Source organism: Clostridium sp. CM042 (assembly GCF_055080995.1).
Genome location: NZ_CM143646.1, coordinates 3,576,979 through 3,603,910 on the forward strand (window position 1 = coordinate 3,576,979; position 26,932 = coordinate 3,603,910).

The window sequence follows — 26,932 nt, forward strand, 5'->3', positions numbered from 1 at the left end:
ATCAACTTTATAGAAGGCATATTTTTATACAGTTAGGTAAGTATAATAGGAAACAGTCAATATACTTTTTCAAGCGATAAATCCTTAATGGATAGTTGGTACATGTGGTTTTGAGGGGGCTTGGTTGACTATAGGCGAAGGTGGTTTATTATGGTTATTTTAGTGTTATTAACAGTCATTTCCCCATACACGATCATAATACCAGTAATATATATGACATATATGGTATTATTTAAAAAAGTAAGCATAGATAAAAATCACTGGAATATAGGACTTTGTTTACTCTTTATTTGCTCTTTAATAGTAGGAATTATAAATTATAGTTTTACATCAATTGCTGCATCTTTTGCTCTTTTTTTGTATTTGTGTGTTAGTGTTTTTTTACAAGATTATTGCGAAAATGGAAATAAGGTGGAAAAAATATATATGTATTTAGTGTATTTTTCACTGTTCTCTGCGATTTTTGGAATTGTTGAGAAAACTATATATATGTATTTCCATTATAATATTTGGGAAAAATTTCTTGAAATTACATCTCAGCCAGTATTTAATAATAGAATTTATAGTACATTTGGAAATCCAAATGTAGCGGGTAATTGGTTTGCTATAATGGTTATTGTAGGTCTTTATTTTTGTACCACTACATCTAAAACTACAAAATTATTTTATCAAATAGCAACACTTTTGTTTGTTATTGCATTGTATTTAACGGGATCGCGTGGTGCTTTTATGGGTCTATTATTTGGACTTTTTATATTTTATATCGCTAGAGGTAGTAAAAAAGATATGTGGCTGGTTATAACAATATTTATAATTACAGCTGTAGTTACTTTTATGCCATCACAGATTTTGAAAAATGTAACTGGACATGATTTTGATCAATCATTTATTAGTCGTATTGGAATATGGAAGGGATGTTTAAAAATGATAAAGCTTAAGCCTTTTACAGGGTGGGGGCTTATGGGAATTACTGACCATGGGGCAGACTTTATGAAAGGTTACTATTATGCAACCTTATACCATGGTCATAATATCTGGATTACTATTATGACAACACTTGGAGCCTTTGGGCTTTCTATATATGGTTATATGAAAGTTAATTTATTCCGAGATTTAAAAATACTTCATGCACAAAATTGTAGATTGGTTACAATGCTTGTGGGTATTCAAGCTGTAGTAATTGGGCATGGATTGATTGATTTTACAATGATTGCACCGCAAACTGGGTTATTATTTATAGCTAGTTCAGCTATAATAAGCTCTCTTGTAAAACAAAATAATAGTTAAGATTTGCAATATTCTTATACGTCTATATTCAGTATATTAATTAATAACTATTATACAGTATATTCCTATAAATTCATATTAAGTATATTGGTTAAGTCTTACCATACTCAATTAACATGTGTACTTTTCCTTCTTTATTCATATATTCTAAATATTTTCTGCAAGTCACCCTTGCAATTCCTAATATTTCTCCTAGTTCTTCTGGTGTGGTATATGTTTCTCCTATTTGCTGAACTTGTTGCCATATTGTTTTATATGTATACTTATTTAATCCCTTTGTTAAATCTAGATTCCTATTATTTTCTTCTTCCACTAAATCTTTGCTACTTGAAATATACTTGTCCAATTCGCTTTGCTCAATTTCATAAGATTTTTTAAAATTATAATATCTATCTTTAAATTTAAGTAAAGATTCTTTAAACCTCTCCAAGGTGAAAGGTTTAATTAAATAATCGCGGGCACCATAGCGAAAAGCCTCTTGAACCCTATTAATGGTTTTATCTGCAGTAATCAAAATAACATCCACTTCTATTTCTTCGGCTCGAAGTAACTTTAAAAAATCAATTCCATTTTCCTTAGGAAGATAGATATCAAGTAAAATTAAATCTGGTTTTTGTTTCTCCATAAAGATCTGCGCCTGGGTAAGATTACTGACGGCCTTAGTTAACTGAAATCCCTCCACTTTTTGCAAAAACTTTGTATTGATATCACGTACCATATTTTATTACTTTAATCATTGCTTTCAACTCCTTTTCATTGGTATACTTATATCCCACCAGGTTCCGTTACGGTTCCGCTTCCATCGATGCTTACAACCTCAAAAGAATTTTCAATCAAATTTCCAATGATAGACCCTAATTCATCTTCACTTATATATTGTGGCAATTCATTTAATTGACAATCTGCGTCAATTTCAAATACTATTCTAGATTCCTCTGCTTTATTGTATTTTGAGAATAGCAATGCTGCAATAGATACATTCTTAATTTAATCTGTAAGAATACTATTGATTCCATTTCTATTTTTAGCAATATGTGATATGAATTTCACAGCTTCCACGTATTCTTCCAGCTGTATCATTCCAGATATAGTATGAAGCTTATTCATAAATTCATGATTTTGTGCTCTAAGGGACCAAGTCATTTTCTTTATTCCTGTAAGCTCTTCTGCCATTTTTTTAAATTCTGTTAAATCTCTGAAATTCATTACCCATCCAATTACTTCATCTTTATCATTTTTAAGGGGATTATATTTGCACAAGATTGTTAGACCGGGCCTTACTTTCATTTCTATATTTTCATAATATTTTCCTACTTTCAGGACCTCAGAAATTTTGCTGCCATAAGAAAGGTTTGTGATTTGCTTACCGATATCTTCTTCTAATAGTTCCAAAATCTCTCCAGCTTCTTTATTAAATAAGGTGATTTTTCCGTTCTTATCTACGGCTAAAATGCCTTCTTTCACACTTTCGATTACAGCTTCCTTTTCTTTTAAAATTAACGCTATTTCTTTTGGCTCTAAATCAAAGATGGTTTTTTTTATATTTGAGGACAAAAGAGTTGCGGCTATTGCTCCCAAAAATAATCCTAATACTATAAAGGGTAGGAAGTTACCCATCTTTGAATAAATCTCATTAATATTAGAGGGGGATAATTATGTTAGCTGAGAAGAAAGTTAGTATGTTAAATGAAAAGAAAACACTTGAAATAATGGGTATTAAGATTCAGTATTTTGCAATTATTGCTATGGTCATGTTTGTAGGTGCATATATGAATGTGCTTCCACCTGGAATGGTAAGCGCATTGCCTTTAATGCTAGTTATTGGTAGTGTTCTTTACCTTATTGGAGATAATCTACCTATAGTAAAAGATTATTTTGGAGGTGGTGCTATTGTAGTTATTTTTGGATCTTCTGCTTTGGCAACCTATAAGATTTTACCAAAGGGGGTTATAACTTCAGCTACTAATTTTATGACCAGTGGTGGATTTTTGGATCTCTTTATATGTGGCCTTATTGCTGGAAGCCTTTTGGGAATTAATAGAAAATTACTTCTTCAAGCTGTTGTTAGATATCTTCCATGTCTTTTAGGTGGAATCATAGCAGCTCTTGGACTAGTAGGATTATTTGGGATTATTTTAGGGTATGGTGCAAAGGAAGCTGTTTTTTATATAGGAATACCTATTATGGGTGGTGGAATGGGTGCTGGAGCTGTTCCATTAGCTAAAATATTTGGTGCTACGCTTAATCAAGATCCTAAAATTATAATGTCTATAATGACTCCGGCAGTAGCTTTAGGTAATGCTTTTGCGATTGTTTCTGCGGGTATTTTAAATAAAATAGGTAAAGTTAAGCCGAGTTTAACAGGAAATGGAGAATTAATAATACCTAATTCAAAGACTAAGCTTGATGCGGAAAATGAGGTAGAGGATAAATCTAATGACTTGGAATTATATGCAATTGGTATATTATTATCTGGTGCATTTTTGACTGCAGGTTATATTGTAGGAAAATTTTTACCAACTATTCATGCTTATGCTTGGATGATTCTTATTGTTATTCTTGTTAAAATGACGGGTGCACTACCTGCTAAATGTGAATATGCCTGTAGTGTGTGGTACTCATTTGTAATGAAAAACTTTACAGTTGTTGTTTTGGTAGGTGTAGGAATTGCATATACTGATCTTAATGCGGTTATTTCAGCTTTAACATTTAAGTATATAATACTTGTTGGTGTTACTATAATTGGTGCGGTAATTGGTTCTGGAGTTGTAGCTAGATTTGTTGGTTTCTATCCAATAGAAACTTCCCTTTCTGCTGGTTTGTGTATGGCTAATATGGGTGGTTCAGGGGATGTTGCCGTATTAACTGCAGCTAAAAGAATGAAGCTTATGCCTTTTGCTGCAATTTCATCACGCTTAGGAGGGGCACTTATTCTTATAATTGCTAGCGTTTTACTTAGATTGTTTTAACGATGGATTTGTTAAAATTTAATAAAATAATGAAAAGTGGCTATAAATTATTGTAGCCACTTTTATTATTTTATGAATTAGAAAAATTTTAGGGGTTAATCTGTGAATTTATACATATATTAAAATTGAATATATTGCACATGAATTATGTTCCAATTATGTTCTATGAAAACAATATTGACAAATAGTAACAGATATTATACAATCACTTTCAATAACATAGATTATCATTTAAGGTGATTAATAAAACCAAAGCACACAAGGGGGATATATATGTATGTTTATGACTCAAAATTAAAAAGTAATAAGGAAATACGTCAAGAAGCAAGGGCGGATTTATCAGGTAATTGGATTGTAGCTATAATAGTATGTGTATTAGTGTGGATTTTCACAGAAATGTTTATACAGGGGCCTGATATTAAAGAAAGAGTAAATTGGGTTGTTAATAATCCTATACATGAAATATTTAAATATAGTGATCCAATTAGTGATGGTGGAATTCAAAATTCAGGTCTATTTATAGTACTGATTATCGGAGGACCCATAACTTTTGGCGCTTCAATGTTTTTTCTGAATTTAATACGAAAGACTAATGCTAAAATCGAGGATGTTTTTATGGGGTTTAAGTATTTTGGAAAGACATTTTTGTTGAATTTATTAATGGGTATATTTATATTGTTATGGACTTTATTGCTTATAATACCAGGAATAATCGCTAGTTTTAGTTATTCTATGTCATACTATATACTAATCGACAATCCCGAATTAACCTCTTTGGAGGCTATAAACCGTAGCAAAGAGATGATGAATGGATATAAAGGGAAATTATTTTGTCTATATCTAAGCTTTGCAGGGTGGTTTATATTATGTTTAGTCACTTTAGGAATAGGGTTCATATGGCTTGAACCGTATATACAGACATCCACAGCAGTTTTCTATCAAGGGTTAAAGAGTGATTCTAATGAAAAAAAACTACTTTAGTAGAAAAGATATATTGCAATAAACTGATTTCTAATTTCTGATTAATATGAAAGGAGCCAACAATTGTTGGCTCCTTTTATATAAAACTTTTAACGCTTTCATTGCTTTTCATCTTATACATACCAATTAGGAAAAAGGCTAGTGAAAAAGCTACAAGTATTCCAAGTAACGGCATAATTTCTAAAAAAGTTTTACCGTTTTGGAGCTGCCTAATAGATTCTAATGCCCAAGTTTGTGGTAAAAAATTGGCTATCTGCTGCATAGTTTTAGACATAAACTCAATTGGCCAAAAACACCCTGAAAGCATACATGTCGGCGTTATTATTAATGTAGCCATGGTTCCTGCTTGACTTGTTGTGGTTGAAAACGCAACTAATAAAATCCCCAATGTTACACAAACAAATCCAAATAGAACAAGTATTACAAGCAGCTGCAAATCAGGTACACCAGTATTCAATTTAAAAATATACTTAGATGAAAATATTACTAAAATTGATTGTGCTACCATTATGCACATATTAGCAAGTATATTTGCCCCAATATATATTCGGCTGTTTACAGGAGTCGTAAATATTCTAAAGTAAGTTTTTTCTTTCTTTTCTTTTAAAATAAGCCCTGAAGTTGTAGTTGCTCCTTGGAGCATAAACATTATTAAAAATCCTATACTTTGAACAGTTTTTAATTTATCAAGGGATTCATCTTTAACTACATTTTTATGAACATTAAGAGTTTGAGCCTTAAATCCTTCATAAAGTTTATTAAATATAGCGCTATCCCCACCAGAAGCCTTTCCTAGCATCATGAGACTTTTCATATAATAATTCACATAATTTTGAACCCACGTCGTAACTTCCTGTCCTTTAATTGCAGTAATCTGTATTTTACTTATTGCTCCATTATGAACACTTTCATCAAAGTTTGTAGGTATTGTAATCACACAATCAACTTTGCCTTCTGCAACTAAATTATTTATTTCACTTTCTTTAACTTGTTGAATTTTAAATTTATCCTGCCCATTTAAAGCAGCAACAAAATCTTTAGCTATTACTCCATTTATAGATTTATTATTTATTCCTACTTTAAGCTTTGAGTCCACTGATGAATAAATTGACATAACAAATATAACAATTACAACTGGAAGAATTAGATATACTACAATATTAGATTTTTTTCTGAAAGTAATTTTTAATGTATTAAGTGCAAGTAAAAATAAATTTCTCATATTATGCATTCTCCTTTCTAAACAACAAGGAAGATATAGCAAGAAATACTACTGCTACGCCTATATTAATCAAAATTGCTGTGGAAACCTTGCTATAATTGTTGTTATAAATCACATCAAATGCCGATCTATTAACCCACCTTACAGGAGATAGATAGGTTATTGCTTGAAAAGTCTTGCTTCCAAAACCATCTACAGGCATGTAGCTTCCTCCAAGGAATACCATTACAGGTATAATAAAATTCAAAATTCCATTTGCCACATTTTCATTTTTGAAAATAAAACCAAGCCCTACACCTATACCTATCGCCATTATTATTTGAGAAATAAAAATTAGTAATACAGTAAAAATATCATTTCCCCAATTTGCACCAAGGACATATTTACTAAATAAAACAACAATAGCAATCTGAATAACTGTGCCTATAACTCCACCTATTGTTTTTCCAATAAGAAACTCATATTTTTTAACAGGACTTATCAAAATTCTATCTCTGGTTTTTGAATTCTTCTCATTTGCAATTCCAAAAAGTCCCGTCATTCCTGAATACATAATTATCAGGGCTATTTCTGCAATTGTATAATAATCTAAAGAAGAGGGCTGAGCTACTTTATTAAGAGAAGTAATTGTAGAATAGCTTGCATTGTCATCATTTAATAAACTACTTATTATTTGTGGATTGACTTTACTAACTTCTACAATTACATTAAATTCCTGTACGTAAGTGGATAAAATGCTTTCAACCATACCAGCCTTAATACTTTCTAACCCACTCTTATACAACTCTATTTTATTATTACTTTTCATTTCTATAATTGCATCATATTCTTTAGAAATTAATTTTTTCTTAGAAGAATCCATATTATCCATTTTTGTAAATTCTATTTTAAAATCTTTTCCTTTTTCAATAAAACTATTTTTAAAACTATCAGAAACAGCCCCTGCAGATTCAATACTATATAAAACTTTAGGTGTACCAACATCAATAGAACTAGTAAACTTTGTTTTAAACGCCGCATTAAGCACAACTATTAATGCTATTGGAAATAATATCATCATTGCCATTGATTTTATGTCCCGAAAAGTATGCTTTACTTCCTTTATAATTATAGAAATAATATTCATTTTTTCACCTCTAATCCCTTAATTTTCTGCCGGTAAGTGTTAAAAACACTGTTTCAAGATCTGGCACTTTGTTCTCAATATTTTTAATTGGAATTCCATTATCCGTGAAATATAAAATTATCTTATCTAAATTGTTAATTTCCTTTAAACTGTCAATTTTAACTTTGTTTTCATTAACGAGGACATCCGTAACTCCCTTTATTTCTTTTAATTCCTCTTCCTTTATTAGCGTACCATCTATAACTGTAATCTCAACAGTATTTTTATCTGTAACAATAGCTTTGAGTTCTTCCTTGGTGCCTGTTACAATAACCTTTCCATGATCAATAATACTTATCTGCGTAGAAATTGCTTCTACTTCTTCCATATAATGAGTTGTATAAATAATGGTACATCCTCTTTCATTTAATTTCTTAACAGATTCAAGTATATGATTTCTTGATTGTGGATCGATACCTACTGTAGGCTCATCCATTATTAAAAGTTTAGGGGTATGAGCAATTGCACATGCTATATTTAATCTTCTTTTCATTCCTCCAGAGAAACTGGCGGGCATACTCTTAGCTTTATCACTAAGACCAACAAATTCTAAAGATTCTAAAGCTTTCTTTTTTAATTCCTCCCCTTTAATGCCGTAAAGACTTGCAAAAAACTTTACGTTTTCGAGGCAATTTAAATCTTCGTATACTGCTATGTCTTGAGGGACTACACCAATGTTTCTCTTTGCATTATTCGGATTTTTCTTATTATCTATGCCAAGTATTTCAATAGAACCTTTTGTCGTTGTAATTAATCCACAAATCATATTTATAGTTGTACTCTTGCCTGCCCCATTAGGCCCAAGTAAGCCATATATTTCTCCCTCTTTAATTGAAAGATCTATATTATCAACTGCAGTAAAGTCTCCAAATTTTTTGGTTAATCCTTTTATTTTAACAATATCCAAAATAATACCCCCTTAAATCTTTTAATCTTTATTAATTTCTATGTTTTAATTATATAAAAAAAAGACTTCCATCATAAGTATAGAAAGTCACTTTCTTAACATGACTAAAGTCATATTTTATTTATTTCCACCCTTTAAATAATAAATAGCAATTTGTGTTCGATGCTCTAGACTTGTTTTGTCTAAAATTGAAGTAATGTAATTTTTCACAGTACCCTCTGAAATAAACAATCTTTCTGAAATCTTTCTATTTGATAATCCATCAGCGATTGCCTCCATTATCTCTACCTCTCTCCCAGTAAATAAATCCCTATTTAAATTACTACTATTATCACTATCTATTCTTTTTAACACTTTATCTATTATGCCTTCCTGCATAACCATATTCCCACTGTATACTACCTTTATTGCAGCTTTAATTTTATCTGGAGAATTATTTTTAAGAATATATCCCTTCGCACCATAACGAATTGCTGCATTTATATATTCGTCTTCATCAAAGGTAGTAAGAATGAGGCATTTTGTTGAAGTCTTTATAGCGATTTCCTTTATGGCCTCCACACCATTTAAAACTGGCATTCTTATATCCAAAAGTGCAACATCTACTAAGTTGTTTAAACAATAGTCTATAGCTTCCTGACCATTTTTCACACAAGCCATCACAATAAATTCTTCGTCTAAACCAATTATTATTTTTAGACCTTCTCGAATAAGTGAATCATCATCAGCAATCAAAATCTTAATCGGCAATTTAACCCCATCCTTTTACTAAATTTTAACTCATCCCTAAATAGGAAGTAAAATAATTACTGAAAAACCACTAGAACCATCAAAAATAACTTTTCCATTTAAATTCATAGTCCTTTCTTCGATTCCAGATAATCCAAGATCTTTTGTTATTTTAATACAGCCTATTCCATCGTCCTTTATTTCTACTTTAAGCAAAGTGTTAAGCAATTCCACATTTACTTTAACATTCTTAGCCTCAGAATATTTAACTATATTAGTAAAACTTTCTTTTATATTATCGCAAATAACCTTCCATTCAATATAGGAAACCCTATCCAAATTCTTGCTATAATATAAACTTGCATTGATTTTACCTTTATTGTTAAACTCATCTACAAGTAGCTTTATTTTGTTTATTCCTAACTGTTCTGCTTCAGGTTTAATATTCTTCAATGTAAATCTTATACTTTCCATTCCGTCTCTAAGTACATTTATTGTATTTTGAATAATAGCTTTACTTTTATTACTATCCTTGTCCATAATAAGTCTCGCAGCCTCTAGTTGCATTAAGCTTCCTGAAATACTGTGACCTAGTTTATCATGTATTTCCTGAGCGATTTTGTTTCTCTCTTCTAACTGTGAGCTGTATATAATCTGATTTTTGTATTCTATTTGATTATTCAAATTTATCAATAATCTATAGTTTTTTTCTTTAAGCTCATCATTTTTAATGGTAAGTGTTTTTATTTTATTTTCAATGATTAAAATGAAATAGTATGCTACAAGACTAAATAAGGAAGCACCCAAGTATTCGCATATCATAATGGTTTTGTTAATAATAAAACCAGATATTAGTAAAACAAACAAAATAAATATAACTTTTATTTTACCGACAAATATTTCAAAAAAATTTATTGGTAACAATATAAAAAATATAGGAGTGACAAAAAAATTGCAAATCAAAATCTCAAGAATTGATATGATTAAAAAGATAAGTTTATATCTTTTGCTTGAAACTAATGATTTGCTTACATTAATAATTACATAAAAAAGTAGTGATATAATCACTACATAATTGCTACAAGGAGAGTTGAAATTTCCCTTTACCAGCAGACTACTTACATAAATTAGTAAAATTAATTTATTTAATATAATCCAATTTTCCATAAAAGCACCTCTACCTATTAAAAATTACGCAAATACTTGAGCTATTTTGTTAATATTCATAAATCTCTATAAAATATACCATTATTGTAATTCTATATTAATTTAATTTTATCCTTCAATTATAGAAAAATAACTTCATTATAGTACTTCAGACTAAAGCGGAAGTAGTGTTAGGATGGCATAATAGAAAATAAAAAAATTGAAATTTTTATTTTTTTAATTGACATTGTGAATATTTAATGTTAAAATTCCTTAAAATAAGTATGTTAATGCGAAGACGGAGAATGTTATTTTATAAACTTTAGTTACAGAGAGTCGATGTTTGCTGAAAGTCGATACTAGGTAAAAGATACAAATCACTCCTGAGCTGCTTGTCCGAATAAAGTAAGATAAGCCGGTGAGCCCCGATAAAAGGCATAGGTTTTAACGAACCGAAAAGAGAGGTGTCTTTTAAAAGACACAATTAAGGTGGTACCGCGATTAATACTCGTCCTTGGATTTATTTCCAAGGGCGATTTTTTTTGTAAAACAATAACACAATTTAAAAAATAGGAGGTTTTAAATATGCAAAAATCAGAATTAAAATCGTTATCAAATCAGACATTAGAATATCATCTTTCAAAAATTCAAGGGGCACAGGCAAACCTAAAAGATGTGTCTATAAAAACAGCTCTTATATACAGTGATGTTTTCAGTAATGAATGTGGAAATTCCATTTATATTAAACCTGAGAATTTGCAGATTACTGGTGCCTTTAAAATTCGTGGAGCTTATAATAAGCTTTGTACCTTAACCCCTTCGCAAAGGAAAAGAGGTGTGATTGCATCTTCCGCTGGAAATCACGCCCAAGGGGTTGCATATTCAGCTGAAAAATTAGGGATTGCGGCTACCATTGTAATGCCTAAAACAACGCCTCTTATCAAAGTTGAGGCCACGAAAAGCTATGGTGCAAATGTGATTTTAATAGGAGACTGTTACGATGAAGCTTATACAGAAGCTAAAAGATTAGAACAAGAACATAATTATGTTTTTGTACATCCCTTTGATGATTTGGATGTAATGTATGGTCAAGGTACTATAGCTTGCGAAATTTTTGAGGAAATTAAAGATATAGATTGTATCCTTGTACCTGTTGGTGGTGGGGGATTAATCGCCGGAATTGCCCTTGCAGCAAAAGCCTTAAATCCTAAAATTAAAATAATAGGTGTTGAGCCCGAAGGTGCAAAGGCAATGAAGGAATCTATGGACAATAAAAAAATTGTAAACCTTGAAACAGTTCGTACTATAGCTGATGGTGTGGCTGTAAAAAAACCTGGAAATCTAACCTTTGAAATCATAAAAAATTATGTAGATGAAATTGTAACAGTTTCAGATTTTGATATAATGGAGTCATTTCTTATTCTTTTAGAAAAACACAAGCTTATTGCAGAAGCTTCTGGTGCCTTGTCATTTGCAGGACTCAAGAAAATACAAGAAAAAGGTAAAAAGGTGGCCTGCGTTTTAAGCGGCGGAAATATTGACGTTGTTACAATTTCCTCTATGATAAATAGAGGTTTGGTTTCAAGGGGAAGACTATTCTGCTTTAGTATAGAACTGTCAGATATACCAGGAGAGCTTGTCAAAGTCTCATCAATCCTGGCAAACGCAAATGCCAATGTAGTGAAGCTTGATCATAATCAATTTAAAACTAATGATCGTTTTATGCAAGTTCAGCTTGAAATTACTGTAGAAGCAAATGGTCACGATCATGTGAATACCATTATAAATAAATTAAACAATGCGGGATATACAGTTAATAAAATATACTAATTCACCGCTTTCTACCTTTTACAAATGGTACTGATATTTAGGATTATGAAACTACCATCACTGCACGGTGTGGTAGTTTAAGTGTATGAAATTTTAACTTTTGAGTTTTAAAATAAGAAAGGGTAGAACAAAATGTCCTACCCTCGTGGCAATGATTATTAAAAGTATATGATTATATTTTACGACAACATTACATTAATTATTATTTGAGAGACTTCGTGCCTCTTTGAATGGTATATCATAAAATTAACCACCTATATAATCCTTTCTAATCTTTTCTAAATCTGTATTTTTTAAATCATCTACAATAACCACACCACCTACAATACTGCCATCTTTTATAATCGAATAGATACCGTTTGCGCTAAAGGTGGTAGTTATTTTAACAGTTCCTTTTTTACCTTTAAAAGTAGTTATGTTGTTGCCAGTGTCCGTTGCAGCAATTTCAAAGGTTCCATCTGGATTGTCAAATCCATTTAAATCAAAGCTTAAAATTGTATTAACGTTTTTAGCCGCAACTACAATCAAGGGTTCAAATTCATATCCTGTACCTTTAATTGAAAGAGCCTGGTTGCTTCCTGAAATCACAGCTTTTTGGATCAATCTACTGGTTTCAACTTTACTCAAATCCGTACCATAAATACTTGGGTTTTCAGGGGTAGCAGGTGCGTCAGTTGTGCTACCCATATTACAACAAGGCATTCCACTAGATGGAGCTGGCACAGAAGGATCAGGTTTTGAAGTGTCCACCACGTCCACATTATCAACTACCTTAAATACACCCCTAATCATGCCCATTCCGCAACTGAAGTTTATATCTTTATCATTTGGTGTAAATTCAATGACATTCTCACCGGGCTGCAAAGTTTTCTGAATGTTTAAGGAAGGAATAATTATTTGTCCGTTACAGTAGTTTAATGATTTACCATCAATTATCCATTTTACAGGCATATTTTTTTGTATATATAATCCATTTGGTGTATAACCTGCACCATCTGCGGTCATCTTAACTATCTGCACTCCATTCTCTATAGTTGGCTTAGCAGCTGGTGCAGCTGATGCCAATGTTTTATTACCAGATAAACTAGCAGTTAATGTGGATGTAGAAGGCACATTTACACCAGCTAATGCTAGTCCTCTAGTTCCCATTACAATACCCAAAACTACAACTAGTATTCCACTAAATTTTAAAAGAGTTTTTGTATATCCTTTAGTAATGAGACCTGATAATGCTCCAAAGGTCAACATTAAAGGTACTGTGCCGAGAGAAAATATTAGCATGGATAAGGCACCCTTAAAAGCACTTCCAGTTCCTAAAGCATATAGTTGCATTGTCTGAAGTGGGCCACAGGGCATAAGTCCATTTAGAACACCAATTAAAAAAGGAGTCTTTGGCCTTTTATTAACTGAACAAGCCGACCATGGAAGCTTTATATTAAACTTTCTAAATAGGCTATAACCACTCATATTAAGTCCCATTATTATCATAAAGACACCAGCAAATATTTGAAGTCCAGCCTTCACGGGTAGTGAGAGTGAAAGCACTGAACCTAGAGCACCTACTATCCCACCAATTACTGTATATGATAGAACTCTGCCTGCATTATATAGAAGGGCAGGTTTGATAGAATCGAATTTACTTTTGTTATCTTTACTTATACTTTGTGATAGCATTATTCCTCCACACATACCTACGCAATGTATTGAGGTAAGGACTCCAACAATAAATAGAACAAAATATGTAGCGCCATTGAGTCTAGAGGTCATGTCAATTCCACCTGATGAATTTCCGATTAATATAATTGCTGCTACGATTATAAATATACCTACTATTTTGTAGTTATTTAAACTTTCTGTACTATAACCAGCTACTTTTATGGCAGTTATAATTTTTTCGGAGTTACACAGATCTGTATCGTATTCTATAGTTAGAGATTGACTACTGAAGCTTGCTAGAGCTTTTTTCACACCATATAATTTTGTAACTGCTCTTTCTACTCTTGATTCACAGGATGTACATGTCATATCGAAGACCTTTATTTTTTCTTTTTTAATACTCACATTATTACCTCCTAAAAGTTTTTAATATAATATTTAATGTTGTATTTAATGAATTTTTATCATTAAAGTTTCATGAAGAATAAGATTGTGCTTTTAGTTCTATGAATATAAACCTATAATTTAAATTATATAAAAAAGATGTGTAGATTTTATAAAGATATTAGTACTTTTAAAATAAAGATATATAGCTGATAGATTTAAAAAAATAATTAAATCCAGATAAGTTATTTATCTGGATTTAGTGTTTGAGTTAGATTATTTATCTAAAGCTTTAATATATTCTTTCATCTGATCAATATTCATAGCACCAGAGTTTTTAGAAATGATATTTCCGTCTACATCAATGAAATATGAAGTAGGAATTGATGCTATATTATACTTTGATGCAACACTTTGATCGGAATCTAAAAGTACCTTGAAATTATAGTTATTACTATCAATAAAGGATTTAACAGTATCTAAAGGTTCACCAATTTCTATAGCTACTATAACTAAGTCGCTATCTTTTGTTTCTTGATATAATTTTTCGATTTCAGGCATTTCTGATCTGCAAGGTGGACACCAAGTTGCCCAAAAGTTAAGAAAAACCTTTTTACCTTTTAAGTCACTTAAAGATAATTCATTACCATCTAGATCCTTTAATTTGAAATCTATGGCCTTGGTTTTAACAACCTTAGGATTTATTCCAATGGGCTTAGTAGGAGCATTATTTCGAGTGGTGCTACTTTTGTCTGTATTTTCCACAGATGAGTTAGGGTTAGAACTTGATGCATTATAGGTGTTTAAAGTATGGATAGACACACCTACAATGATAGCAGCTATAAGTACTATTAGTAATTTTTTCATATTAATTATCTCCTTCAACTAGAAATTAATAAAATTCATGTATTGACTTAATATGGATAATTTGTTCGTGAAAATCATAACTCCCATTATTATCATTAAAACGCCACTTATTGTAGAGATTATAGGAAGATATTTTGAAAACTTTCTAAATTGTTTAGTAAAGCTTCCTATGGCCATGGCAGTTAAAATAAATGGAACAGCAAGTCCTAGGGAATACATTATCAAAAGTAAAATCCCTTTACCTACAGAGTTCATACTTGTAGCATAGATGAGTATTGAGGATAATATAGGACCAATGCAAGGTGTCCAACCTGTGGCAAAAGCCATTCCCATTATCACTGAGCTAAAAGGACCTTTGATTTTATCAAAGTATAAAAATCTTTTCTCACGATAAAATAATTTTACTTTAAATACTCCAATAGTATGAAGACCAAAAACAACAATAAGAGTTCCTCCTACTTTTCTAAACAAATCTTTATGGGTAATTAGTAACTTGCCAAGGGATGTTATAGAAACTCCCATTAAAATAAAAATAATAGAAAAGCCTAATACAAATCCAAAGGATTTATATAAAGTGGAAAGTTTAGCTTTGCCATCCTTTAACTCTTCTATAGAAGAACCAGTTAAATAGCTTATATATGCAGGAACCAGTGGAAGGACGCAAGGAGATAAAAATGATAGAAGACCTGCAGAGAAAGCTAGCAATATTGATATGTCATTCAAAAGTAAAACACCTCCAATTAAGTATTAAAACAATGATTTAGATTTAATTAAGCCAGATCCTTAAGCTTAAATGTAAAATACGAAATAATAAAAACTCATTTCTATGAAAAAAGTCATAACTATAAACATTATACTAAAAAGATGTGAAGATTTTATGTGCTTCTTCATTAAATCTACATAACAATTAGGTATTATGTGGTTATAGATGTGCAAAGGAGTTGTTTTAAATACTAAAAATATCAACAATTTGTGATATTGATGATCAATTAGTTATAAATTATGTTTGCATTATATAATTTATGGTGTATAATACAATCAATAGTACCCTATACGTGGGGGGGGTAAGGAGATGCTTAAATGAATCAAGAAAAAGTAATGGCATTACAATCATTGAAAACTTCAAAAGGACAAATAGAAGATTGAAGAGATAATTGATTTACTCTCAAAGATTATGGATAAATAATAAAGTTATAAGGAGGCAATATAAATTGGAAACAAAACTATTAAAAATAGAGGGAATGACTTGTTCAGCCTGTGCTAAGACTATAGAAAGAGTTTCAAAAAAATTACCAGGGGTTTACGATGCAAGTGTAAATTTTGCTACAGAAAAATTAAATATAAATTATGATGAGTCAAAAATTAAATTATCAGATATACAAAGTGCAGTTGAAAAAGCTGGGTACAAAATAGTAGTTCAAACAACTAATAAAACATTAAAGATTGAAGGAATGACTTGTTCGGCCTGCGCTAAGAATATAGAAAGAACAACTAGAAAACTTAATGGAGTTGTAGAATCAAATGTAAACTTCGCAACAGAAAAATTAACTATTTCTTTTGAACCATCATTAGTAAGGACAGCAGATATAAAGAAGGCAATCGAAAAAGCCGGATATAAGGCTCTAGAGGATGAAAGTAATGTAGACGCTGATAAAGAAAAAAAAGAAAAAGAGATAAAGTCTTTATGGAATAGATTTTTAATATCTGCAATTTTTGGAATCCCATTGTTACTAGTTGCAATGATACCCATGATTATTACATTACCTGAAGCTATTAATCCAATGATGCATATGGAGACTTATGCTATTCTACAATTACTACTTGTTCTACCAATAATGTATACAGGTAAAAAATATTTTATAGTTGGTTTCAAATCATTATTTAGATTAAGCCCCAATATGGATTCACTTATATCCATCGGAACCTCTGCGGCATTTTTATATAGTTTATTTGCTGTATTTGAAATAACGATTATGGGAAATATGGATTATGAAATGTATTTTGAATCAGCGGGAGTAATTTTGACACTTATAACTCTTGGGAAGTATTTAGAAGCAGTAACTAAGGGGAAAACCTCCGAGGCAATTAAAAAGCTTATGGGCCTTGCCCCAAAAACTGCAATGATAATTCGCGGTAATAAAGAAATAGAGATTCCAATTGACGAAGTAGAAGTTGGAGATATAGTAGTAGTGAGGCCTGGAGAGAAAATGCCTGTAGATGGCGAGGTAATAGACGGAACTACGTCTGTAGATGAGTCAATGCTTACAGGTGAGAGCATGCCAGTTGAAAAAAGTATTGGACATAATATAATTGGTGCAAGTATAAATAAAAATGGAGCTATTAAATATAAAGCAACTAAAGTTGGTAAAGATACGGCACTTTCACAAATAATAACCTTAGTAGAAAATGCTCAAGGCTCAAAAGCTCCAATAGCTGCAATGGCAGATGTTATATCAGGTTACTTTGTACCTGTGGTTATAGGACTTGCCCTAGTTTCGTCTTTAGCTTGGTTTTTATCTGGAGAAACGTCAGTGTTTTCTCTAACAATATTCATTTCGGTGCTTGTAATAGCGTGCCCTTGTGCTCTGGGCCTTGCAACACCTACAGCAATAATGGTTGGAACAGGAAAAGGTGCAGAATATGGAGTACTTATCAAAAGTGGTACAGCGCTTGAAACTGCACATAAAATTCAAACTATAGTATTTGATAAGACTGGAACACTTACGCAGGGAAAACCAAAGGTAACTGATATAGTTACTTTAGAGGGTACTGACCAGGAATTTTTACTTCAAATAGCAGCCTCAGCAGAAAAAGGATCTGAGCATCCATTAGGTGAGGCTATAGTCAAAGACGCAGAAGAAAAATCACTAGAATTAAAAAAGGTAGATAGCTTTAAAGCTATACCTGGGTATGGAATAGAAGTTAGTATAGACGGTAATAAAATAATGCTAGGAAATAGGAAACTTATGTTAGAAAGTGAAATTTCTTTAGAAAAATTAGAAGATGTTTCAAACAGACTAGCTGAAGAAGGTAAGACCCCAATGTATATTGCCATAGAAAACGAGTTAAGTGGAATCATTGCAGTTGCTGACACTGTTAAAGGAAATAGTAAAAAGGCCATAGATAGACTCCATAGTATGGGAATAGAAGTTGCAATGATAACAGGTGATAACAAAAGGACTGCAGCAGCTATTGGAAGGCAAGTTGGTATTGATAGAATACTAGCGGAAGTTCTGCCTGAGGATAAAGCAAATGAAGTTAAAAAGCTTCAAGTGGAAGGAAAAAAGGTTGCTATGGTTGGAGATGGAATAAACGATGCACCTGCACTTGCACAGGCTGACATTGGTATTGCAATAGGATCCGGTACAGACGTAGCAATTGAATCGGCGGATATTGTGCTTATGAGAAGCGATTTAATGGACGTACCTACAGCGCTACAATTAAGTAAGAGAACTATAACAAATATAAAGCAAAATTTATTTTGGGCTTTTGGTTACAATATATTAGGAATACCAGTTGCAATGGGAATACTACATTTATTTGGAGGCCCACTTCTAAATCCTATTATTGCAGCACTGGCAATGAGTTTTAGTTCAGTCTCAGTATTAACAAATGCATTACGATTAAAAGGTTTTAAGCCATTAAGATAAAATTCAAGAGAAAGATATAAAGCAAAACAATAGGATAATGGTTTCAGTGATGAAGCAAAAGCAATGCAAAATAGAGATTTTGATTCTATGAATAATTTGATTGAGAAGGAACCACCGTTGATTTTGGGTGCTTTGCACCTGTAATTATTATAAGGATTTTATAATATCTGATTCATAGTATTTTTTTAAAAGAAAACGATTCTGTTTGCCTAACCCTCAGTTCGTCTATTCTTTTACGGACTTTAAAACAAAACTCCTATTTATAAAAGTGGGAGTTTTGTTTTAGAAGATGATTTAATTCTGGTATATAAACAATTTTGAAAATAAACATCTACAACTGATATACAGCTACCTTATCAGAAACTGTAAAATCAGCTTCTGTAATACTACGAATATCCTCAACATTTAGGCCTTCAAATATTTCAGTAAGTACCAGTCCAGTAGGCGTTACCTCAAATACTGCTTTTTCAGTAACGATAACATCAACTACGCCTTTACCTGTAATTGGAAGTAGGCATTTTTTTAGTATTTTAGATCCACTCTTACTAGAATGTTTCAATGTAGCAATAACTTTGCGAGCGCCATTTACTAAATCCATAGCCCCTCCCATACCTGGTGCAAATTTTCCTGGAGCTAGCGGCATAGCCCAGTTTGCAATACTACCCTCTTGATCTACTTCAAGTGCGCCAAGTACTGTGGCGTCAACATGCCCTCCACGAATAATGCAAAATGATGTAGCCAAATCAAAAACCGCAGCTCCGGTTAGTAGGCTAATAGGTTGACCACCAGAGTTTGCAATATCCGGATCTTCCTTGCCTAGTTTTGGCGTAGGGCCAAACATTAAGCAACCGTTTTCGGATTGCAATATTACTTCCACACCCTCAGCTAAATAATTGGCAACTGCTGTAGGCATTCCAAACCCTAAATTCACTACTTGATCATTACTTAGTTCCTTAGCTGCCCTACGAGCAATTATTTCTCTTGCTTCCATACTTAATTACCTCCTTTGATTTATAAATAATCAATTATTTTAATTGATTAGAACGAACCCACAAATCAGTATATACTTGTTTATGTTCATCAAATGAATATCCTTGTACAACGGCTTGCACAAATACACTTGGTGTACCTACGCATTCAGGTTCAATACCACCAACATCAACTATTTCATTCACTTCGGCTACTGTATAGTCTGCACCCATTGCCATAATTGGATTGGTATTAATGCCTAAGCCACGATATTGTATATTTCCTAATCTATCGCCTTTATAACCTTTAATAAATGCAAAATCAGCCTTCAGCGGCAATTCAATTAAATACATTTTACCCTCTATTATAAGTTTTTGTTTACCGTCTTCAACTAGTGTACCTACACCTGTAGTGGTAAGAACACCACCTAATCCAGAACCAGCTGCTCTAATTTTTTCAACAAGACTACCCATTGGAAAGTATTCAATTTCAATATCTCCGTTTTTAAATTGCTCTAAAGCAAGCTGGCAAGTGCTAGAATGAGCAGTTATTAATTTTTTAACTTGCTTGTTTTTGTACAATCGTGCAATGTCAAAATCCTGACCGGGATAAGAGTTAACTATTGATATTATAGTTAACTCTTTAACACCTTTTTCTACTAATTTGTCAATCGCTTTAAGCGGTGCACCCACCCCTAGAAAGCCACCAAACATAATTGTCGCTCCATCGTGAACCTTTTCCATTACTCCATCTAAATCCATAACTTTGTTCATGAAATTATCCCCTTTCACTAATAGCTTGATATATAAACTTATGACGTCTCGGTTAAATCATCTCCTACGGAGCTGGAATGTTGTTAAATTTATGGGGTTATATTTTTATTAGTGTACAAAATATCATTTTTGCGTACACTGCCCATAGTATATCTTTTTGGTGTAGTTTCATTGGTAAGATTAAGTATGCATAACTAATCTTCTTCATCTACTAGTTGTCTAAAATTTATACTTTCTAGTTCTGCATTTAAATCATTTTGTACTTTTGTCATAGATCTATGCACAATGCATACACCGCTTTTATTCAAAGTACAAAAGGTTGGATCAATTACACAGCTATTACTTCTATACATCTAAGCAATATGGTTTACTGCATCAACTATATTTGTAAGTGATTAACTTAAATGTGTATATAAGCCATATATATTTATCATACTATAAATAAACGAAAAATATTACATTAATCCCCATATAACAAAAAAAGAAAAACATCTTGCTTTAAGTCATATAATTACGATTAACTAAAGTAACTTTGTGTATGGAGATATTTATAAAAGTATATAGCATCATGTAAAATAATGTTATAATCTTCATAAGAGTTGTTTCGAAAGTGTATTGTTATGCGGAGGAAAGATTATTTATAAAATGATAAGGAGTGGTGCTATGAAAATCAGAAAGGCAGAACAGGAGGATTTAAATATAATCATAGATATATTTAAGGGTGCAATTAATGCAATGAATGAAAATAACATACCACAATGGGACGAAATATACCCCGACAATACAATTCTCGAACAAGATATATTAAAAAAACAAATGTATGTTGGAATTAAAGATGATATCATTGTTTCTGTTGTAGTTGTCAATAATGAATTTGACGAGCAGTATAAAAATGGTGATTGGGAATATAATAATGAAAGGTTTGCTGTAATACATAGATTATGTGTTAACCTAATTTATCAGAACCAAAAAACAGGAAAAAATACAATCATTATGATTGAGGATTTATTACAGAGAGAGGGAATACAATCTATTAGATTAGATGCTTTTTCTTTAAATCCATATGCCTTAAAAATGTATGAAACACTTGGATATAAAAAGGTTGGAGAAACAAACTGGAGAAAAGGATTGTTTTATTTACTTGAGAAGAAATTATAGAGGATTGTGACCATAATCTTTACTTAATCAATCTGCAGTCTTTATAAATTTTGTACTAATTATAATCATAAAATAGTTTGATTATAGGTAGTCTATATTGTAAATAGGTGTTACTGCACATATTAAGAAGTTAATATTAATCTATAGAATCAATTGTTATTTTAATAGCTGGCATCACCTAGAAATGACTTATTTGTGAACTATCACCACTTCTGTAAGTGGTGGTAGTTCAAATAAATAATTCCATCTTTCCTTTATAGGATCCATAAAAAACTACATTTTCAGTATCACCTGGATTTGCTTGTGGAAGAACAGCAATATTATAAATTTTGTCTATTGCAAGTGGAGTACTGCTTGCGGAATTATCGTATTCATCAGTAACATAATAATTATCAATATGACCAGTACTACTTTTAGTTACCGCCAGCATTACAACAGCTTCATATATTGCCATTGGTGCAACTATTCCGATAACTCTAACCTGTCTTATTGTTGGTATTCCAGGATTAGGATTGCAATTACAGGGACAAGGATAATATATTACCTTCATTGAAGTGTGATTTTTAATATTATGATCACATTCATCTCTACAGTTAGTATGATTTTCATGTATCACACTAGTATTTTTGATACTATAAATTACTTTTATAAATGGAGTTAAGCAATGGTAAAGTTACTGCTACAGAACCTAATATTATCTCACTTAAATTAGGGACTTAAAGTAGTTACCTTGGGTATAATATATGTTAATACATATTTGATAGGAGTTGTTGTAGCTATGACTAAACTAGGAACTATTAAACAAAACAGAAAACCTAACAGATTAATTAATGAAAAGTCTCCATACCTTCTGCAACATGCGTATAACCCAGTAAATTGGAATCCGTGGTCAGAAGAAGCCTTTGCCAAAGCAAAAGCAGAAGATAAACCAATCTTCCTTTCAATCGGTTATTCAACTTGTCATTGGTGTCATGTCATGGAGAAAGAATCTTTTGAAAATGAAGAAGTAGCAGCTATTTTAAATAAATATTTTGTAGCAATAAAGGTAGATAGAGAGGAACGCCCAGATATAGACAGTATTTATATGACGGTATGCCAAACTTTAACTGGAAGTGGTGGATGGCCCTTAACTATTTTTATGACACCAGATAAAAAACCATTTTATGCTGGTACATATTTTCCAATGGAAAGTAGACATGGAATGCCAGGCATAAAGGATGTACTGAATTCTATTGCACAGCAGTGGAATGAAGAAAGAGAGAATATTGTAGCATCTAGTGAAAAAATAGTAGAGCATATAAAAAACATTAATAAAAAGGTTAATCTAGTAGAACTAGGAGAAGAAATAGGCGAGGATGAAATACATAATGCATATATTAGCTTTAAGAGTGTATTTGATAGCAATTATGGTGGATTTGGAAGGTCTCCCAAATTTCCTGCACCTCACAATTTGCAATTTTTATTAAGATACTGGAAAAATTATCATGAGCCTAAAGCATTAGAAATGGTAGAAAAAACTTTGGAAGCCATGTATGAGGGTGGGATTTTTGACCATATAGGTTTTGGATTCTCAAGGTATTCCACAGATGAGAGATGGCTTATACCTCACTTCGAAAAAATGTTATATGATAATGCGCTAATAGCCGCAGTATATATTGAAGCGTTTGAAGCTACAGGAAAAGTATTCTACAAAGAAGTGGCTGAAAAAATCTTCACTTATATATTAAGGGATATGACGTCTCCAGAGGGCGGCTTTTACTCAGCAGAGGATGCAGATAGTGAGGGAGAAGAAGGCACATATTATTTATTAACGTTAAAGGAAGTAAGTTTAGTTCTAGGTGAGAAGCTTTATGAAACCTATTGTGAACGTTACAATATAACTGTGGAAGGCAATTTTGAAGGTAGGAATATTCCAAATCTTATTGGCAAAAAAAGTAGCTCTAAGACAGATGAAGAAATAGATCACAAATTAGAAGAAATGAGACAAAAGTTATTTGAATATAGAGAAAAAAGAATTCATCCCTATAAGGATGACAAGATATTAACCTCATGGAATGGCCTTATGATTGCGACGCTCGCTTATGGTGGAAGAATTTTTGAAAATAACACTTATATTAGTCAGGCGGAAAAGGCTATGGATTTTATTTTAAGTAACATGATTAATGAAAAAGGAAGATTAATGGCTAGATACAGAGAAGGTGAAATAGCCCATTTAGGTTATTTAGAAGATTACGCTTTCATTGTGCATGCTTTAATTGAGTTATATGAATCTACTTTTAATGTAAAATACTTAACTAAAGCAATAGAGCTTAATGAAAATATGATTAAGTTGTTTAAAGATGAAGAGCAAGGTGGATTGTTTTTATATGGAATTGACGGAGAAGAACTAATTGTTAGGCCTAAAGATATTTATGATGGTGCTATGCCTTCAGGTAATTCAGTGGCTACTTTAAATATGTTAAGGCTTGCTAGATTAAGTGGTAATAGTGAATTAGAAAATGAGGCATACGGGCAATTTGAGGCTTTTGCTTCAAAGGTTAAAACTATAGAAAGTGCTCATGCTTATTTTATGACGGCACTATTATATAGCAAGGTACCAGGAAAGGATATTATTATCGCAGGAGAAGAGCAGGGTAGCGTTACTAAAGCTATGATTAAAGAAATTAATAGCAATTACCTCCCATTTGCTACAGTAGTAATAAACACTGGTGATGAAAGGCTAAATTCTATTAATAATGAGTTAAAAGCACATAAACCCTTGGAGGGAAAAACTACTGCTTATATTTGTGAAAATTTTACTTGTAAAGAGCCAATTACAGATTTAATAAAGTTTTTAGAGCAAATTAAGAATTAATAAGATTTATATAATATATAAACCCAATAGTAAAAAAATTGACAAATATGTACTGGTGATGATATAATATAAGCTATTATCGAGTAAACATATAATCATTAAATTCCATGAAAAGGACAGTACTTTCTTATTAATCTTAAAGCGAGCAAGGGTAGAGTGTAAGCCTTGTAAGGTATAGGAAGTTAAGTGGGCAACTATTTAACAAAGTTAATACTAAATTAATTTTAGGAAGAGAACCTTGGAGAAGCTGCCTGAACTAGTTAAAAGTAATAATTTTTGACTCTTATAGGGTAAGCCGCGAGTAGCGTTAAAACATTGAGTGGACTTTATAGTCAACTAGAGTGGTACAGCGGAAGTATAACCCGTCTCTTTATTTAGAGATGGGTTTTTGTTATATTAAAATATACATGGATTTTCAAATTAGGATAACAATTAATAAGTGTATCAAGTGAAATGCAGCGCAGGAGGGATAACAATTGTTATCTACCCCAGAACAATACAGGAGGGAATTTTTATGGATTATAAAAAAATAGTTGCAGAAAGAATTAAACAATTGGTGGATCTAGATATAGAAACAATAGAGAATTTAATTGAAATACCCCCAAGACCTGAAATGGGAGAGTTTGCTTTTCCGTGTTTTCAATTAGCAAAAACTATGAAAAAAGCGCCTAATATGATAGCGAATGATTTAAAAGGAAAAATTGAAAATGATGGTTTTGAAAAAATAGAGTGCTTTGGTCCTTACTTAAATTTCTTCCTAGACAAAGGAGTATTTATTAAAAATACTGTGGAAAAAATATTAGAAGAGGGAGAAAGCTATGGTTCATCTAAAATAGGTGAAGGTAAGAATATGATAGTAGAGTATTCATCGCCTAATATAGCAAAGCCATTTCACGTAGGACATTTATTCACTACAGTTATAGGTAACTCTTTATATAAGATACTTTCTTTTGAAGGATATAATTGTACTGGAATTAATCATCTTGGTGATTGGGGAACACAATTTGGTAAGCTTATTTATGCTTATAAAAACTGGGTAGACGAAGATGCATTAGAAAAAGAGCCCATTAATGAATTATTAAGAATTTATGTAAAATTCCATGAAGAAGCTGATATTGACCCAACACTTAATGATGAAGCAAAAATGTATTTCAGGAAATTAGAAGACGGATGCGTTGATGAAGTAAAGCTTTGGACTAAATTTAGAGACTTAAGCCTAGTAGAGTTTAAAAAACTTTATAAAATTTTAAATGTTGAATTTGATTCTTATGCTGGGGAAAGCTTTTACTGCGATAAAATGGATGACATAATAAAAGACATAGATTCAAAGGGCCTACTTGTAGACAGTAATGGAGCTAAAGTTGTAATGCTCGATGAGTACAATATACCACCTTGCATAATTAAAAAATCAGATGGTGCTACAATTTATGCTACTCGTGATTTAGCTGCAGCAACTTATAGAAAGAAGACTTATGATTTTCATAAAAATATTTATGTAGTTGGAAAAGATCAAGCTCTTCATTTTAAGCAAGTATTTACTACTTTAAAGCTTATGGGCAATAAGTGGGCAGATGATTGTGTGCATGTACCTTTTGGCACAGTAAGATTTGCAGATAAAAAATTATCTACAAGAAAAGGTGATGTTATTTTCTTAGATGAATTATTAGATCAAGCAGTGGTTAAGACTCTTGAAGTAATAAATGAAAAAAACCCAGATCTAGAAAACAAAGAAGATGTAGCTAAAAAAGTAGGAATAGGTGCTATTGTATTCACTTATTTAAAAAATCATAGAGAAAGAGATATTATCTTCAATTGGGAAGAAATGCTTAGCTTTGACGGAGAAACAGGTCCTTATGTGCAATATACTTATGCAAGAGCAAAAAGCATATTAAGAAAAGTTGGAGAAAATAGCAATAAATTTGAAACTAATGAAATTAGAACTAATGTAGAACCTGATTATAATAAACTAAATTCTAAAGAAGAATTTGAACTTGTTAAGCAGTTAGAAGGTTTCCAAAGCGCAATTATGGCTGCTATTGATAAATTAGAACCATCTATGGTTACAAGATATGTTATTGAGGTAGCAAAGGCATTTAATAAATTTTATAATCAGCACAATATATCAAATTTAGAAGACGAATCCAATAAAAAAGCAAAAATTAAAATGGTAGAATCTACATGTCAGGTAATTAAGAATGCATTAAACCTTATAGGGATAGAAGTTGTAGACAGAATGTAGCATATGCTCGGTATTCCTTTGAATTTGCGTTATTGCAATAATTTGCAATAACGCTATTTTTAATGTATTATTATATTATAGAAAAATATAAAACTTGTTTAGAATTATTTAGCAAATAAAAAACACATTTGTTGTAATATATACTT

At 31.5% G+C, this 26,932-nt stretch carries 23 protein-coding genes and 1 other annotated feature; of the genes, 8 read left to right on the forward strand and 15 right to left on the reverse strand.

The window, feature by feature from the left end; translation table 11 throughout:
* Nucleotides 1–150 precede the first annotated feature (150 nt).
* Complete coding sequence (locus ACWJJ7_RS17015; protein ID WP_462963135.1) at nt 151–1,287, forward strand: O-antigen ligase family protein; 1,137 nt, start codon at nt 151–153, stop codon at nt 1,285–1,287.
* A 91-nt stretch (nt 1,288–1,378) separates the two neighbouring features.
* Here ACWJJ7_RS17015 and ACWJJ7_RS17020 read toward each other — a convergent pair whose 3' ends face one another.
* Genes ACWJJ7_RS17020 through ACWJJ7_RS17030 form a run of 3 tightly spaced genes read right to left on the reverse strand, consistent with a single transcriptional unit; the run spans nt 1,379 to nt 2,904 of the window.
* Nucleotides 1,379–2,005, reverse strand: a complete 627-nt coding sequence (locus ACWJJ7_RS17020; RefSeq protein ID WP_462963136.1) for a response regulator — start codon at nt 2,003–2,005, stop codon at nt 1,379–1,381.
* Nucleotides 2,006–2,052: 47 nt separating this feature from the next.
* Nucleotides 2,053–2,250 (reverse strand): hypothetical protein, encoded by a 198-nt coding sequence (locus ACWJJ7_RS17025; RefSeq protein ID WP_462963137.1) that lies wholly within the window; start codon nt 2,248–2,250, stop codon nt 2,053–2,055.
* Nucleotides 2,251–2,274: 24 nt separating this feature from the next.
* Complete coding sequence (locus ACWJJ7_RS17030; protein ID WP_462963138.1) at nt 2,275–2,904, reverse strand: Spo0B domain-containing protein; 630 nt, start codon at nt 2,902–2,904, stop codon at nt 2,275–2,277.
* A 38-nt stretch (nt 2,905–2,942) separates the two neighbouring features.
* Here ACWJJ7_RS17030 and ACWJJ7_RS17035 point away from each other — a divergent pair, with 38 nt between their 5' ends.
* Nucleotides 2,943–4,256: a 2-hydroxycarboxylate transporter family protein gene (locus tag ACWJJ7_RS17035; protein ID WP_462963139.1), complete on the forward strand. Its 1,314-nt coding sequence runs from the start codon at nt 2,943–2,945 to the stop codon at nt 4,254–4,256.
* A 273-nt stretch (nt 4,257–4,529) separates the two neighbouring features.
* Nucleotides 4,530–5,237, forward strand: a complete 708-nt coding sequence (locus ACWJJ7_RS17040; protein WP_462963140.1) for a DUF975 family protein — start codon at nt 4,530–4,532, stop codon at nt 5,235–5,237.
* Between the two features lie 76 nt (nt 5,238–5,313).
* Here the strand turns inward: ACWJJ7_RS17040 and ACWJJ7_RS17045 are convergent, their stop codons facing one another.
* From ACWJJ7_RS17045 to ACWJJ7_RS17065, 5 genes are all read right to left on the reverse strand, one after another.
* Entirely contained in the window at nt 5,314–6,459 is a 1,146-nt protein-coding gene (locus tag ACWJJ7_RS17045; protein WP_462963141.1) for an ABC transporter permease, read from the reverse strand.
* 1 nt (nt 6,460) lies between these two features.
* Nucleotides 6,461–7,585 (reverse strand): ABC transporter permease, encoded by a 1,125-nt coding sequence (locus ACWJJ7_RS17050; RefSeq protein ID WP_462963142.1) that lies wholly within the window; start codon nt 7,583–7,585, stop codon nt 6,461–6,463.
* Between the two features lie 10 nt (nt 7,586–7,595).
* A complete protein-coding gene (locus ACWJJ7_RS17055; protein ID WP_462963143.1) occupies nt 7,596–8,531 on the reverse strand; it encodes an ABC transporter ATP-binding protein in 936 nt (311 codons plus the stop codon).
* Nucleotides 8,532–8,648: 117 nt separating this feature from the next.
* The gene (locus ACWJJ7_RS17060) at nt 8,649–9,281 is read right to left on the reverse strand and encodes a response regulator (RefSeq protein ID WP_462963144.1); all 633 of its coding nucleotides are present in this window, start codon (nt 9,279–9,281) and stop codon (nt 8,649–8,651) included.
* Nucleotides 9,282–9,317: 36 nt separating this feature from the next.
* Nucleotides 9,318–10,427, reverse strand: coding sequence for a sensor histidine kinase (locus ACWJJ7_RS17065; RefSeq protein WP_462963145.1), 1,110 nt, complete (start codon nt 10,425–10,427; stop codon nt 9,318–9,320).
* A gap of 265 nt (nt 10,428–10,692) precedes the next feature.
* Nucleotides 10,693–10,925, forward strand: a binding site (T-box leader).
* 66 nt (nt 10,926–10,991) lie between these two features.
* Between ACWJJ7_RS17065 and ilvA the strand changes: the two genes are divergently transcribed.
* Nucleotides 10,992–12,236, forward strand: coding sequence for a threonine ammonia-lyase (ilvA, locus tag ACWJJ7_RS17070; RefSeq protein WP_462963146.1), 1,245 nt, complete (start codon nt 10,992–10,994; stop codon nt 12,234–12,236).
* 246 nt (nt 12,237–12,482) lie between these two features.
* Here the strand turns inward: ilvA and ACWJJ7_RS17075 are convergent, their stop codons facing one another.
* From ACWJJ7_RS17075 to ACWJJ7_RS17085, 3 genes are all read right to left on the reverse strand, one after another.
* Nucleotides 12,483–14,297 carry an urease accessory protein UreH domain-containing protein gene (locus ACWJJ7_RS17075; protein ID WP_462963147.1) on the reverse strand — a complete coding sequence of 605 codons (1,815 nt, stop codon included), beginning with the start codon at nt 14,295–14,297 and terminating at the stop codon, nt 12,483–12,485.
* 255 nt (nt 14,298–14,552) lie between these two features.
* Nucleotides 14,553–15,143 carry a TlpA family protein disulfide reductase gene (locus ACWJJ7_RS17080; protein ID WP_462963148.1) on the reverse strand — a complete coding sequence of 197 codons (591 nt, stop codon included), beginning with the start codon at nt 15,141–15,143 and terminating at the stop codon, nt 14,553–14,555.
* An 18-nt stretch (nt 15,144–15,161) separates the two neighbouring features.
* On the reverse strand, nt 15,162–15,866 hold the full coding sequence (locus ACWJJ7_RS17085; protein ID WP_462963149.1) for a cytochrome c biogenesis CcdA family protein: 705 nt from the start codon (nt 15,864–15,866) through the stop codon (nt 15,162–15,164).
* Nucleotides 15,867–16,354: 488 nt separating this feature from the next.
* On the opposite strand from ACWJJ7_RS17085, the gene ACWJJ7_RS17090 reads away from it, so the two are divergent.
* The gene (locus tag ACWJJ7_RS17090) at nt 16,355–18,793 is read left to right on the forward strand and encodes a heavy metal translocating P-type ATPase (RefSeq protein WP_462963150.1); all 2,439 of its coding nucleotides are present in this window, start codon (nt 16,355–16,357) and stop codon (nt 18,791–18,793) included.
* Nucleotides 18,794–19,124: 331 nt separating this feature from the next.
* Here the strand turns inward: ACWJJ7_RS17090 and ACWJJ7_RS17095 are convergent, their stop codons facing one another.
* The 3 genes from ACWJJ7_RS17095 to ACWJJ7_RS17105 form a co-directional block, all read right to left on the reverse strand.
* Nucleotides 19,125–19,784 (reverse strand): 3-oxoacid CoA-transferase subunit B, encoded by a 660-nt coding sequence (locus ACWJJ7_RS17095; protein WP_462963151.1) that lies wholly within the window; start codon nt 19,782–19,784, stop codon nt 19,125–19,127.
* 34 nt (nt 19,785–19,818) lie between these two features.
* On the reverse strand, nt 19,819–20,535 hold the full coding sequence (locus ACWJJ7_RS17100; protein WP_462963152.1) for a CoA transferase subunit A: 717 nt from the start codon (nt 20,533–20,535) through the stop codon (nt 19,819–19,821).
* Between the two features lie 194 nt (nt 20,536–20,729).
* Complete coding sequence (locus tag ACWJJ7_RS17105) at nt 20,730–20,888, reverse strand: hypothetical protein (protein WP_462963153.1); 159 nt, start codon at nt 20,886–20,888, stop codon at nt 20,730–20,732.
* A 310-nt stretch (nt 20,889–21,198) separates the two neighbouring features.
* Between ACWJJ7_RS17105 and ACWJJ7_RS17110 the strand changes: the two genes are divergently transcribed.
* Nucleotides 21,199–21,693, forward strand: coding sequence for a GNAT family N-acetyltransferase (locus ACWJJ7_RS17110; RefSeq protein WP_462963154.1), 495 nt, complete (start codon nt 21,199–21,201; stop codon nt 21,691–21,693).
* A 229-nt stretch (nt 21,694–21,922) separates the two neighbouring features.
* Here the strand turns inward: ACWJJ7_RS17110 and ACWJJ7_RS17115 are convergent, their stop codons facing one another.
* Nucleotides 21,923–22,243 carry a hypothetical protein gene (locus ACWJJ7_RS17115; RefSeq protein WP_462963155.1) on the reverse strand — a complete coding sequence of 107 codons (321 nt, stop codon included), beginning with the start codon at nt 22,241–22,243 and terminating at the stop codon, nt 21,923–21,925.
* A 228-nt stretch (nt 22,244–22,471) separates the two neighbouring features.
* On the opposite strand from ACWJJ7_RS17115, the gene ACWJJ7_RS17120 reads away from it, so the two are divergent.
* Nucleotides 22,472–24,547, forward strand: coding sequence for a thioredoxin domain-containing protein (locus tag ACWJJ7_RS17120; protein ID WP_462963156.1), 2,076 nt, complete (start codon nt 22,472–22,474; stop codon nt 24,545–24,547).
* Nucleotides 24,548–25,061: 514 nt separating this feature from the next.
* Entirely contained in the window at nt 25,062–26,786 is a 1,725-nt protein-coding gene (argS, locus tag ACWJJ7_RS17125; RefSeq protein WP_462963157.1) for an arginine--tRNA ligase, read from the forward strand.
* Nucleotides 26,787–26,932 lie beyond the last annotated feature (146 nt).